Origin of the sequence: Colwellia sp. Bg11-28 (assembly GCF_002836245.1) — a bacterium.
GTDB lineage: Bacteria > Pseudomonadota > Gammaproteobacteria > Enterobacterales > Alteromonadaceae > Colwellia > Colwellia psychrerythraea_A.
In genome coordinates this window covers 1,285,471-1,299,711 of sequence record NZ_PJBA01000018.1, presented here as the reverse complement: position 1 = coordinate 1,299,711, position 14,241 = coordinate 1,285,471, and the positions used below count along the sequence as shown (strand labels likewise).

Sequence of the window (14,241 nt, the reverse complement as noted above, 5' to 3'; positions counted from 1 at the left end):
TTCCCTATAAAATAACCCCAACAGAGGTTAACTAACGCAAGTTGTGAGACTAAATTTACGCTTTAGTCGCGTGTAAAACTATAAAACGTATTTAGCTGAGAATTGTAAGTAGTTCGAATCTTTACTTACTTCATTCATTTCAAAATTACCTACTTCAACACCAAAAGAAAGTTGCTTGGTAAAGTTTTTAAATAAGTTAACAGCGACATGATTACGCTTTGTATTGGCTACGTCAGCATCTGTGCTGCCGTAAAATACGGTTGAGCGCATTTCTTCGGTCCAAAAGTGACGGTAAGCCACCATGTAGGAGGTAGTTTCTTCAACTTCTTCACCCACTAAATCTCTCGCTGCAACTACACCCACGTAGCGACCAGTTTCGCCACCGTGCACTTGAAAGCGGAAATCATCTTTACCGAAAGTTTTAATACGACCAGCAATACCACCACCAACCGCTGTTTCCGAATTTCCACCAACAGTATTTAACTGACGGGCTAAACCGGATACTGAAACATTACCCCAGTCGCCTTTGAAGGTATATTTGGCAATAAAATCAGGAATGGAATCTTGACTGCTGTCACCTTTATCTGAATGTGGATTTTCTAAAGAAAGTTGTAAACCACCCATGGTGTAACGAACTTGTCCTTGTCTAATAAACGCAGAGGCATTTAAAGCACCACCAAAGTTAGCCGCTTCTGCAAGCGCGCTAGTATTCATAAAGGTTGTCCAAGTTTGCCCAACTAAAATATTTTTATATTTGATAAAAGCGTGACGTAGTCTTGGATGTGATGAATTAGATACGATTTGGTTGCCGCCACCGCCGTAAAAATCTAATTCAATAAAGCCGGTCACGTCGCCATGAACATACTTAGTATTGAAGCGAGTTTCATTGGCTGAGAATTTGGTTGTGGATATATCATCAACTACTGCGGCGTTACCAATCCAGTAATCATCATTGGTTACTGGTGAACTAACATCACCACTGATTGAACGAACGTCTGCTTTGATGTAACCACCAAAAGTTATCGTGTCACCGTCATCTAATTTAACAGTGTAGCCGGCATTAGCAGCACCAGTAACCGCTAATAAACTGGTTGCGAGTACTACTTTTTTTAATTTAAATAATGAATTATTAAACATTGTATTTCCCATTTTTGTTTTATTTATTTTAATGTGACTTATTATTATGAGGTCTTAAGTGCCTCTTATTATTTTCTTTTTAGTTTGCTTGGTTGTTATTTTTTGTTATCGAATAATAAGTTAGTGTGTAAAGTGAACAAAAGGAATTAGACCTAAGTCTACATTGCTAAAAAAAGGGGGTAGACTTTAGTCGATTTCAAGTAGATTTTTAGGTATTTAGAGACTTACTTGGCTTTAAAACCAATTCTAAAACCACCCCAATGCTTACCCTGAACAAATATTGGCGCTGAAACATCATGCATAATTTCACCGGTATCACGCTTGTATGTTTGCAGTAAAAACTTATTGATGTGTTTGCCACAACGAATGCCCGTGGGGTCATCAAATAGTCGTTTAGTGCGGTTATTGATAATATCTGTTGCTGCATTGCCAGTTAGCGGCTTAGAGAAGCATTTATTATGGGTAGGGAAGTAACTGTTAATGTCTACAGCGCCAGCGTAAATCATCTCAGGAAACTGAACTAGCAAAGGCTCTTGAATTTTAGGTAAATGCTGGTCGGTAAATTTATCAAAAGAAGTACTGTATTTCTTCGGCTCACAGCTACCTAGTTGTTGATAGCTAAAGTTAAATAACTGTTGTTGAGTAATAAGGTTTTTTTCGATACTTTGTTCAAATAATTGCCCTACCTGGCTAGCGGATAGCTGTGCTTGTTGACACATTTTTGCAATGAGAGAGTCACTTTCAAAAGAGGAAATGTGGACGAAAATTGATTCCGAACTATTGGATAGAGTTTGCGCTTGAATTGATGCTTCCTGAGTTTCGCTACTCTTATTTAATAAAAAATCATGCAAACGTACCACAGAAGATGAGATTTCTTCTGCTGCGAAGTCTTGCTCTGTTAACGCATGACTTATTTGATCGCTTGCCGCAGAAGAGTCAGTCATTAATTGATCTATTTCAGCAAAGCCGTGTGACAATTCCGTCATGGTAGAAACTACACTGTTGGTTTGTTCAACAATCTGTGACATAGCCAGAGTTGTTGCACTGGTTTCATCACTTGTTTGCTTGAGCATCTCACCAATTTGCGCCGTTGCATCAGCTGTTTTACCAGCTAAAGCCCTAACTTCATCAGCCACGACGGCAAAACCACGACCTTGCTCTCCAGCACGTGCCGCTTCTATGGCGGCATTTAATGCTAATAGATTAGTTTGTGCAGAAATCCCATCGATAACATCAGTAATACTTTGAATGGCCAGGGCTTTCTTTTCAAGAGAACGTATCTTTTCTGCCGCGCTATTTACCGACACATTGAGCTGATTAACGATATTAATATTGTTACTTAACTGAGCTGAACTGGCATTACTAGATGACATAGCATGACTCGCTTGCTGAGAAGCAAGTACGGCATTGTCGTTAATTTGTTTGGAGTTGGCAGACATTTCTTCGGCTGCAGTCGCTAATCGGTCAACATCTTCACTCGATTGTTCAATTGCGCCACTAAGTTGTGCTAAGAAATAGCTTATTTCTGCTGAGTTAATCGCAAGTTCGCTTGCTTTACTACTAATTTCGCCTCCAATGACGCCAAGTTCAGCATTGCTGTGAGTTTGTTCTTGCTCAGCTATTAGAGCCGCAGTTTTCAGGGTTTGTTTGTGTATTATGTTGGATAGAAACAAGAGAGTAAAAGCGCTAAGAGTGAACAAAAAAAGACTATAAAGTTGCGCTGAAACTAAATAGGTTTGGCTCAAGTAAGCCAGTAAAGTGAGTAGCGTTGATAGTAAAAGGACAGTAGAGAGTAACTTCTTATTCATGGAATTCTCATTAACAGTTTAGTGCATAAGGCACTGTAAAGTAGGGTTAAATAATTTCCAGAGGCGGTTTATCTATATCTAATAATAATCCCTTGTAATTTTGGTAGCAACTCGCCGACTAGTTTAGCATTACAGCACTAAAAACAAGGGTTCAGCTATTAGACTTTAGTGTTGCAAGCCCTCAACTTTATGATGGTTTTCCCGTAACTGTAAGTAGTCGTTTACAGTTTTAAGCGACTGAGCAATAAAGGAATCAGCAAAGTATTTTTATTAGTAATATGCGTGTTAACCTAGCTGAAAAGTCAAATTCATTTAAGTATTTATTACGCTAAATATTAAGATATACAAAGGACGTGTTATGAAAAAATACATTATAGTATTTATGTTGTGTTTGTTAGCTTATTCCGCGGTAGGGAAAGCGGCATCATTAGGTTTGGGTGATCGGGTTTCTATTGACTCGAAAGTACTATCTACCGATCGTGAGCTGCAAGTTCTACTGCCTGAAAATTATTTTGCAAATACACAAGCCACTTACCCCGTTATCTATTTGATTGACGGAGATTATAACTTCCACGGCGTGTCGGGCATGCTGGATTTATTGGCGAATAAAGGACAATTAATTCCTGATGTGATTTTAGTGGGCATTGCTGATAAAGGCACAAGTCAATACCATGAATACATGACACCCAGTGTGTTTGATTCAAAAGCAAAACCAAGTAAGGGAAAAGCTGCCAAGTTCATTCGTTTTATTACTGAAGAAGTAAAACCATATATTGATAATAATTACCGTAGTGCAGAGAGCTCTACCTTGGTTGGACATTCAATGGGGGGGTTATTTGTGTTAAATATGTTGCTTGAAAAGCCGTCTGCTTTTAATAACTACGTGGCAATTAGCCCGTCAGTATGGGTTGCTGATCAAGGCATTGTTGCTAAAGCGAAAGAAAAACTGAGCAAAGCGCAACACAAACCCGTGTCATTATTTTTGTCACTCGCGGATGAAACTCGGATGGGGCAATATGATTTTATTAATGCCTTAGATCTAACGCAACCCAATAATATTAATTGGCAATTTAAACACTATCCAGATGAAAATCATAACTCTGTAGGTATTATTGCATTACGAGATAGCTTAAAAGCTATTTATAAACCTTGGTATATTGTTGAGAATAAGTTGGCTACATTTAAAACGCCAGAGTCGATAGTACAGCATTATCAAACAATAATGACAGAATTCGGTTTTAGCCAACCGATGCCATCAACGAGCGTTCAAGAGATATTTAGACGCCATTATCGTAATAAAAATGCAGCCTCATTACCTACTTTTATTGAAGAGACAATCAAGAAATTACCAGCATCTAAACAAGCGTTGATTACTATGCAAGCCAAGTATGTTGCGCATTTTGATTCACCTAAGGCCTCATTGCCTCTATTAATAGCGGTAGAAAAAGAGTTCTCACAATCTATTGACCACTTAAAAGCGATAGCGAGCACTTATGAGAAATTAGAAGATAATGGGATGGCGCATGAATACTATCAAAAGGCGCTTGTGCTAGCGGAAAAACAAAAGGCTAATCAGTGGCAGTTTAATATTATTAACGCTAAATTAGTGGCAACCAAGTAGACATAAATAGTGATGAAAGCCTACTTAGCTAATGAAAAGAGTAAACAAAAAAGCCTAGAGATATACTCTAGGCTTCTTTTTATTTCTTTTGTACTACTTTTATCATATTAAAAAGCAATCTGCATGGCAAGACGGAAGTTTCTGCCATCTCCCACTGTCACGTTAGAAACTCCGCCACCAGCGAGGTAATCAGTATCAAATAAGTTTTGCACGTTAAAACGTAAGTTAATATCGGTATTTTGTAAGACTATTTTATAAGTAGCACCCACATCAACACGGGTATAAGCATCTTTTACTATGGTGTTATCGGTATTAGCAAAACGTTCGCCTTCATAAAAAGCACCGGCATTAATAGAAAAGTTTTCAGTCAATTCATAACGTGACCAAACGGAGGCTGACCACTCTGGCGCATCTACAGGCGTTGAGCCATTAAACTGACTATCTGCACCATAGGCGGCATCCAAGTTCATCATAGATGCCATGATAAATAATTTATCGGTTACCGCGCCTTGTGCCGCTACTTCAAAACCTTTGTGGCGTTGTTCACCTGCTTGCGTAGTAATTTTAGTGATATTTTCATCCACGCTTTCATAGTCTTCGGTTACTAGTACACCCGATTTAGTGATGTCGAATAGTGCAGACGTTAACAGTAAGCGGTCATCGAATAATTGCCATTTTACACCAACTTCGTATTGCTTCGAAGTCTCGGCATCGATCTCCATACCGTGGTTAAAATCATCTTTATCATTAATGGTCTCACTACTTTGCGGCTCAAAACCTTCACTATAACTGCCATAGAAGGTAGCACTATCATTCGGGTGATATAGTAGACCCGCTTTAGGTAATACCGACTCATTATCAGCACCTGTTTTGCTTTGTTTATCGTAACGGCCACCAATCATCACCTGCCATTCTTGGTTAATAGTGATCAAATCTTGGATGTAAATACCATAATAATCATATTCGCTGGTATATAGGCTATCGTCAGTTGCATAGCTGATATCAGGGCGCGATGGTTCAACTTGCCCTGCAGAATATTCAAACGAATCTGATTTGTTTTTTGTTCTTAGTTGGCCATAATAATAGTCAAGATAGTTAGCACCAATAAGTAAATTATGTTCTACACCTGCCAGTTCAAATTCACCAGTAAAATCTATAAACGTAGTAGTAAATTGCCAATCATCATAACGGTCATATGGATTTGAGGTATAGCTATCGCCCTCTACAAAATCACTCGGTTTGTTCGGAGCAGATTCAAAACGCTGACGCTCGAATGTTTGTTCGTTATAACCAACTTTTACTTGCCAGGCATCACTTAAAATATAACTAACATCAACACCGTAATTTTCTACTGTGATGTCGGTAAAAGCCCATGACATATCACGAATAGTTTTATCATCACCAATAACATCGCCGTTATCATCAAGCCAAGCACCAGTATCTAAACCCGCTTTGTCATTGGTTCTATCGTAATGAAAGCTAACGAGTAAATCCTCATTCACATCATAATCAACTACCAGTGCGCCAAGGAAACGTTCACGTTCTCTTTGTTCGCCGTTTTGATATTCACGTTGGTAAGTCACATCTTGTTTAACTAAATTAGCGCGATAACGCAGCGATTCATCTTCTGTTATGGCACCACCGGCATCTAACGTTATACGAGATGAACCTTCTTGATCAAAGTCGACACCTAGGTTAAAAATACTGTTAGCAGTAGGCTTTTTTGTCACCATGTTAACTAAGCCACCAGGACCCGATTGACCGTATAATATACTTGAAGGGCCTTTTATTACTTCAATACTTTCCAGTGTTTCAATCGGTTGTTGATAATGAGACCAATGCTGATGACCATCGCGTAAATAACCATTTGATGAGCTTAATTCAAAGCCACGTAGACTAAAGACTTCACGGTTACGTTGTTTTGAACCAGCGGTTAAACTAGCGTCATTAACGAGTACTTCGCCTAACGTAGTGGCTAATTGCTCGTTTATTATGGTATCAGGAATAACGGTGACCGATTGTGCTGTTTCTAATAAGGAAAAGTTACCGCGCATAGCTCCATTAGCTTCATCAACTTTATAACCATGGAAATAACTACCTTTTACTTCAATGACTTCCATAGCCTGTTTATTTGATGAGCTGTCAGTTGCACTGTCAGCTGTGTCAGCTGTGTCAGCTGTGTCAGCAAAAACTGCTGTTGAAGAGAGAACCGCACTGACGGCTAAAAAGAGTGGAGAAAACTTCATAAATAACTCAAACCTTAATGATTACTAGGATGAAACACCTAGGTAATAATGATGGTGCGAAGTCTAATGATAACGATTGCTATTTGCAATGGTTGTTTTGCTTTTATTTGGAGTATTTATTCTAGGCTTGATTTAGCGCATATTTTTTACCAAGGCATAATACCAAACGGATTAATTTATTGGCTAGCTTAGAGTTACATTAGCGAGCTTAAAACAAGCAAAACGAGTTAACCATAGTTATTCTATATTTCATTCATTTTGTGATGTTATCAGTTTGCTAATGAGCTTCCGAAGGACGAGTTTAAAAGGTTTACATGCGGCGTTATTGATTTTGACAATAGAATAACTATTCTCTTCAATCAATGCCTTGCCTCTAAGCCTTTTAATTCTCGCTAAGTGATCAATAAATTAGTCCGATTGGTATAACACTATTTATCATTAATCGAGCATTATATAAAAGGCCAGCTAAGCTGACCTTTTATATAATGGTTTGTAACTAAAGCGACTGTAGATTATTTCTTATCAGCTTCTTTTTGCGCTGTTAAGTTAGCAGCATGAGGTAAGTCATGAGCTGGCATCGGTTTGTTATCATGTTTTAAATAGTTATCCATCCAACGCATTAAACGCAAGCTGTAATCGTACTTGGCTGCAGCACGTTTATTGCCGTGCCCTTCACCTGGGTAATAAACTAAACGCACTGTTTTACCATGGACTTTCATATAACGGTACATTTCCATAGATTGTGCTGGATGAACACGAGGGTCAGCTTTACCGTGCATAATGAGTAATGGCGTTTCTGATTGTTCTACCCAATAAATTGGACTGCGTTCTAAGTACCATTGCCATTTGTCCCACGGGTAAGAACGTGCATGAACTAAATGCATTTCGTTAGAAATATCGGTAGTACCAAATTTTGATAACTGATTAGAAATACCAACAAACATAACACTGGCGGCAAAATGTTTAGTTAATTTAGTTGCGCCCCAAGCTGAAGCATAACCACCGTAGGAACCACCGGTAATACCGACTTTTTTCTCGTTGACTAAGCCAATGTTAACTAAATGATTTTTAAGGTCGACCAAGTCATCGAACTCTTTACCAGCGTAATCATTTTGACCTAGCTTAGAGTAGTCTACGCCTTTACCTGTGCTACCGCGGTAGTTTGGATAAAACACGGCGTAACCTTGTGCAGCCGCCAATTGGCCAGGACGAGAATATGCTGTCATCCAACCATCTTTATCATGGCTTTCAGGGCCACCATGTACTGACATGATTAATGGGTAACGTTGACCTTTTTTGTAATCAAGTGGGTAAACTAAAACGCCACCAATCTCAACACCATCACGGGCTTTAATGGTAAGGCTTTCTTGTTTAGCTAAAGCAATATCATTTAACCAAACATTTGAGTCCGTTAAACGTGTTTGTTTTTTACCGCGTAATATAAACACTTCGTTAGGATGTTGGGATGTATGGCCTTTTACCACAACAGTTTTGTCTGAGTTGGAAATACTTAAATTACCGGCAATAAATTTACCCGCATCGACAACTGTTTTGTATTTGTTAGAACCAGGTTTAATTTTGGCAACCACTGATTGCGTACCAACATTAGCGATAAAGAATAATTCATTACGCTTATTAGACCATTCAAAATCACTGACGTGACCTTTAAAGTTTGGGAGCCAGTTACTTATTTTTCCAGAAGCAACATTGGCAATAAATAAACGACCATTTGCTGGATCATGTTTGTCTTGTGCGCCGTGCAGCGCAACATATTTACCATCGTAGGAAAATTCAGCCGCGCCTAATTTTCCTTCAGTAGCAAAAGACGTTTTAACGGCTTTTTTAGCGATATCAACAATGTGCCATTGTGACTTCATGTATTTGTCATCAATTAACGCAGTCGGTTGAGTTTTAATTAATAAATCTTTACCGGTTGGTGAAAAATGTACATCAGAAACATAACCTTTGATGTCCCATGCTTCAGGCGCAATTGCTTGATCAGACTGAGTAAGATCTGTTACGTATAAAAATTGATTAGTTAGCTCTTCTTCGAAAACTTCGGCTTTAAAGCCTAAATCTGTCAGCTTTGTAACTGATTCATCTTTCGCTTTTTTAGCTAAAATGGCGATTTTTTTGTTATCACTGCTCAGTGCGTAGCTACTAATGTTAGTTTCTTTTAACGCCACCGTTTTTTGCGCTTGACCACCGTTTGCTGGTATTTGATAAAGCGTGGTGAATTCATCATGGTTCATTTTTGCTAAGAAATATATTAATGAGCCGTCAGCAGACCACTGAATGTTTTTAACATTTACTTCACCAGTAATATAAGGACGCTCTACGCCTTTATCATCTACTAGGTAAAGTTCACCCCAGTTTTTACCATCTTTTTCAACATAGATTTCACGCGGAACGGAGCGAGTATAAGCAACGTATTCACCACTTGGGCTTACTTGTGCTTGGCTGACTGATTGTAGAGTCGCAAGGTTTTCAGCGGTAATGACTTTACTTACATGCTCAGCCATTGCGACGGAACAAGTAAGCAAACCTAAGCTGATTGCTAAGGCTCGCTTTAATGAGTTTATTTTTAGTTTCATTTCTAGTCCTAAAGGTCTATTCGAAAAAATTTCACTGACGAGTTTATGTTTTTTTGCAGGGTAAACCAATGAAAAGTGACTTAAATTCGATGAGAAGCGTGAAAATTGAGATTAAATAATTTAGCGACTAAAACACTCAATAGAAAAAGCCTGCATTATTATCTTGGGGATATAAAGTGCAGGCTTTTTATTGTTAGCTTAAGAATGTTAATGACTAAAATCGTATTAGTTAAATCTAGCTGCTAAGTAATCGAACACGGCGCGAATACCGAATGCTTCACCACCTAACGGACGCCCTGACAAATGGCGAACATTAAAGGCCATGACATCAAAATGTACCCAATCTGTCTTTTCGACAAAACGTTGTAAATATAATGCTGCAGTAATAGCACCACCAAAAGGCTGTGTTGGGCAGTTAGTCATATCAGCAATGGTGCTGTCGAACATATTATCATATGGGCTATAAAGTGGCATACGCCATACGGGATCACTAATTTTGCTACCCGCTAAGGTAATGCCTGCGGCAACTTCATCATTGGTAGAGAAAAAACCAGGTAATTCAGTACCTAAAGCCACGCGCATCGCACCTGTAAGGGTAGCGAAATCTATAATTAATTCAGGTTCATCATTTTCAGCCTCAGCTAGTGCATCACATAACACTAAACGGCCTTCAGCATCGGTATTATGAATCTCTACCGTAAGACCTTTACGAGTAGTAACTACATCGCCGGGACGAAGTGCGTTGCTTGATACTGCATTTTCTACTGCTGGAATTAATACACGTAAATTAATCGGTAAGTTATGCGCCATAATTAATTGTGCTAGACCTAACACATGGGCAGCACCGCCCATGTCCTTTTTCATGTTTCGCATGCCCGCAGCAGGCTTCATATCTAAACCACCGCTATCAAAACAAACACCTTTACCAACTAAAGTGACTTGTGGGTTTTTACTATCACCCCATGTTAAATCGACTAAGCGGGGTGTATGAATGCTGGCACGGCCGACAGCATGAATGGTCGGATAATTCTGTACTAACAGTTCATCACCAATAATTTGTTTAACGTTACCGTTAAATTTTTCTGCGAGTTCCAACGCAGCTTGAGCAATGTCTACCGGCATCATATCGGCAGCGGGTGTATTCACTAAGTCACGAGTTAATGCAGTCGCTTGAGCAAACTTTATTGCGTTCTCTACAATATCAACATTGTTAATCGCTAAACTTGCTAACTGCTTAGTTGATTTATTACTGATGTATCTATCAAATTGGTAAGCACCCACTAACCAACCGAAGCTAATAGGTTCAATATGTTCTGGCTCAGCTTGTAATAAATATTGCCCTTGTGGTAACTGCTTAATTAAGTCGCCACAAGCAAAAAAGTCGCTGGCATCAGTAACCACAAATAACACCTGACTGAGTTCGCCTTGGTTATTAGGGATAAGGGCTAAGCCTTTACCGCTAAATTGTGTATTTGATAACCACGTTTGACTTTGTTCGGTCTGGTTTTCAAGCCAAGCTTGGTAGGCTGAATTTTCAATGATGATTAACGGTGTGCCGTTGTTTTGTGCGTTTAATAAGTTATTCATGAGCATCCTTTTTTGTAGAGATTCTACTAATACCAAATCCATTTAGTTAGTTCCCACTCAGAGCTTGCCAGCGGTTTGAGAACAAATAGAATTTTTTTGTATATAGTCACTCTATATGAAAGAAATTCTGTGCGGTTATCGAATCGCTGGAAAGTTCCCAAAGGGCGAGTTTAAAAGACTTATATGCGGCGTTATTGATTTTGACAAGGGAATTACCATTCTCTTCAATCAATGCCTTGCCTCTAAGGCTGTTAACTCTCGCTGAGTGGGAAGAAACTTATTGGAATTGGTATAACATTTCATGATTGTAACCTAAGCACGGTAAAGCGGAAGAGGTACAGCTCAAAAGGACATATCATTTAACAAAAAAAATGCAGAAGTTGTATTGATGTTATTACAATAAAACATCTTTAAGTGTTGTTTTACCGTCTTTATTGGCTTTGCTCATTTGTGCCATAAATAATTCAGCGGTAGCAATCGCGTCATTTAATGCATTATGGGCATGGTGTTCGGGTAGCTGAAAATTATTGCGTAAGTTAGTCAGACGTAATTCTGATGGATCATAGGCCACATCACGTTTATCTAAACGACGTTTAGCCAGTGCAAGGGTATCTATCATGGGAAAAATCGGTGCCATGCCATATAACTCATAACAAGCTTCAGCCAAAAACTGTCTTTCAATACGGGCAAAATGTACCAGCATTACTTTACCCGCTAAAGCTTTTAATAATGCTTCAACCACTATCGCTAATGCTTGTCCCTGTTCTTTTTGGCTGTCGGTAATGTGATGAATAATGACATTACTTTCTTCAAGTTGTGCTTTAGTTTTGATGATTTGGTGATAGCTTGTTTTGAGTGACATTTGCTGTTTTTTCAGTGTGAGAAAACCAACACTCAGTAGCTTGTCTTGTTTGGCATTAAGGCCGGTTGTTTCGAAATCGACCGCTAAGATTTCTACCTTATCAATGCGGGTATTTATATCAGGTAAAGGTACGGATAAATAATCTCGTAATGCGCCTTCAGGCGCCTTTTTCAACAACTGCTTACGCTTGGCTTCATACCCAAGTAACCAGCCGAACATATTTGAATTTACTAAGGTTGTAGGGGTCATTAGTAACTCGATTGTCTAGCGTCTTGCAGGCTTTTAATTACCTTGAATGCATCTTTAAGGTGTTCACGCTCTAGCTTAGAAATTTCTTTTGGTGATAAAAAGTTATCAGCGCTTTCGCCTCGCGCTAACTCTTTAGCTTGGTGTTCAACTCTGAGCATACCTAAAAACTCGTAAGCATCAATCAAGTTTTCTGCGGACGCTTTCGTTATTGAAGGGGTGCCAGCCGCTTGTTGAATTCGCTCTATGGTATTTACCGCGCTGATGCCTTCTGCAAGAGCATAAATTCGTGCTAAATCGACCACAGGCGCGATACCATTATGTTTTAAATCCAGTGTTGCTCTATGTTTACCATTTTGTTTTAAAACAAAATCACGGAAAAAACCAAGAGGTGGACGTAAATTTAAGGCATTTTTTGATAAGTGGGCAATAAACAAGGTACTCTTTTGCGTTTTTATCAAGAGCTGCTTTCTTACTTTGTTAAGTAAAGAGGCGTCCCCATAAATGGTTTCTAAATCAAAGAAAACGCTACTATTTAATAAGGCCTTCGGACTAGGGGTTTCTACCCAGTCAGAAAAGTACTTATGCCAGACTTTTTGGGGTTGTCGCCATTTGGGGTTGGTTGCCATAATATCGCCAGGACAGTAGATAAAACCACACTCGGCTAAGCCATCACAGACAAAAGTAGCGAGGCTCTCAAACCAAGCATCATCATAACGATTCATTGAATCACAGATGATAATGGCATTATCTTGATCTGAATGAGCCAGTTGTTCTTGTCGTGCTTGAGAGCCTGCAGCAAGCCATGCATAAGGCACTGGGGCTTGACCATATTTGTATTCAGCCATTTCAATCAAACGTTTGGTGAAAGCCATGGTGATTGCGCTAACACTTTTACCAACATGGTCGGCACTGCTACCTAATTTGGCTAATCTTATCTGCAGTTTAGGTAACAAGTGGCTGATTTCTTTTAACTCGGCTACCGTATTCGCTTTGTTAATAATGCCAGATAAATTTATGGCATTATGGCCTTCGTTATTAATTAGATCTGTGACGGTAACCATACCGACAAGGTTGTCATATTTTGTGACCGGAAGGTGGTGGATATGTTTAGCTGTCATCATCATTAAAGCATCATATGCGTTGCATTTTGCGTCAATAGTACACATATCGCGTGTCATAATCGCGCTAATGACTTCACTGGTTGATAACCCCTCGGCTACGCAGCGTCGGCGGATATCTTTATCAGTAACAATACCGACAGGGTTATCATTCTCAAGCACAACTAAGCAAGAATAGCCTTGTTCTGTCATTTGCACTGCTGCTTGCTGAATTGTTTGCTCAGCACTAATTGAGGCGACAGGACTTTGATAGAAGTTACTGACTGAGGTATTCATCAAGGTGGAAGATAAAATGGCCTCTTCATTAACCTGACTCATTTTAGTTTTTAAGCGCTGAGCTGAATTTTGGCTAAAATAATCACTAACACAGGGAAAATTTTCACCTATTTCATGCAATATACTTGCTTCGACACTGTAGATTAAGCAATCTTCATCAGTATGCACGTTAAGTTGACTTTCTACTGTGGTTTGGTTACCACTGAGTGCGTTGGCATCACTGTGATAAAAAGCGTCACACAAGTCTCCTTCACCTAAACGGCTAACTAATTCTCCATCTGCAGAAAGGCAGCTAATAGCCCCTTTTCGTAATATGTATAACCTTGGTTCATTAATGCCTTTGGGGGGGAAATCATCACCTTTTCTAACGTAATTGATGGTTAATTCACGAACAAGCTGAGCAAGCACTTGCTTAGGTAAACTATCAAAGGGCGGAATGCTGTGAATAAATGTGCTAATTTCTGAAAGTTCAGTATCCATGCTATTGCCTCATCCTTTAGGTATTGATGACCAAGATTCGAGTGATATCGTTAATTTAGAGTCTTGTATGCTTTTAGACAAGTGTTATTGGTTAAACCTAGACTAAAGTTCGAGACGTTATTGCAATAAAGGGTGTATAAACTTGGTTTCTGAGGAAAAACTAGCTTAAAAAGGATTAAATAGAGCTAAATTAAAAAATAGACTATTTACTCAGTTAACCCACTGTTTTTAGGATTTTTTTGTGATCTAGACTAAAGGCTAAT

8 protein-coding genes are annotated in these 14,241 nt (G+C 39.0%); 1 reads left to right on the top strand and 7 read right to left on the bottom strand.

Annotation, left to right across the window (positions count from 1 at the left end):
- Positions 1-78: 78 nt before the first annotated feature.
- The gene (locus tag CXF79_RS22775) at positions 79-1,137 is read right to left on the bottom strand and encodes a DcaP family trimeric outer membrane transporter (protein ID WP_011045681.1); all 1,059 of its coding nucleotides are present in this window, start codon (positions 1,135-1,137) and stop codon (positions 79-81) included.
- Between the two features lie 224 nt (positions 1,138-1,361).
- Entirely contained in the window at positions 1,362-2,945 is a 1,584-nt protein-coding gene (locus CXF79_RS22770) for a methyl-accepting chemotaxis protein (protein ID WP_101158075.1), read from the bottom strand.
- Between the two features lie 358 nt (positions 2,946-3,303).
- On the opposite strand from CXF79_RS22770, the gene CXF79_RS22765 reads away from it, so the two are divergent.
- Positions 3,304-4,566 carry an alpha/beta hydrolase gene (locus CXF79_RS22765; RefSeq protein WP_101158073.1) on the top strand — a complete coding sequence of 421 codons (1,263 nt, stop codon included), beginning with the start codon at positions 3,304-3,306 and terminating at the stop codon, positions 4,564-4,566.
- 107 nt (positions 4,567-4,673) lie between these two features.
- Here CXF79_RS22765 and CXF79_RS22760 read toward each other — a convergent pair whose 3' ends face one another.
- The 5 genes from CXF79_RS22760 to CXF79_RS22740 all read right to left on the bottom strand — a co-directional run bounded on the left by CXF79_RS22760 (position 4,674) and on the right by CXF79_RS22740 (position 13,978).
- Entirely contained in the window at positions 4,674-6,812 is a 2,139-nt protein-coding gene (locus tag CXF79_RS22760; RefSeq protein WP_101158071.1) for a TonB-dependent receptor, read from the bottom strand.
- A gap of 512 nt (positions 6,813-7,324) precedes the next feature.
- Positions 7,325-9,406, bottom strand: a complete 2,082-nt coding sequence (locus CXF79_RS22755) for a S9 family peptidase (RefSeq protein WP_101158069.1) — start codon at positions 9,404-9,406, stop codon at positions 7,325-7,327.
- A 225-nt stretch (positions 9,407-9,631) separates the two neighbouring features.
- Positions 9,632-10,993 (bottom strand): leucyl aminopeptidase family protein, encoded by a 1,362-nt coding sequence (locus tag CXF79_RS22750; protein ID WP_101158067.1) that lies wholly within the window; start codon positions 10,991-10,993, stop codon positions 9,632-9,634.
- Between the two features lie 394 nt (positions 10,994-11,387).
- Entirely contained in the window at positions 11,388-12,104 is a 717-nt protein-coding gene (locus tag CXF79_RS22745) for an exonuclease domain-containing protein (RefSeq protein ID WP_187148282.1), read from the bottom strand.
- Positions 12,104-13,978, bottom strand: coding sequence for a putative nucleotidyltransferase substrate binding domain-containing protein (locus tag CXF79_RS22740; protein WP_101158065.1), 1,875 nt, complete (start codon positions 13,976-13,978; stop codon positions 12,104-12,106). Before CXF79_RS22740 ends, CXF79_RS22745 begins: the two co-directional genes overlap by 1 nt.
- Between the last annotated feature and the right edge of the window lie 263 nt (positions 13,979-14,241).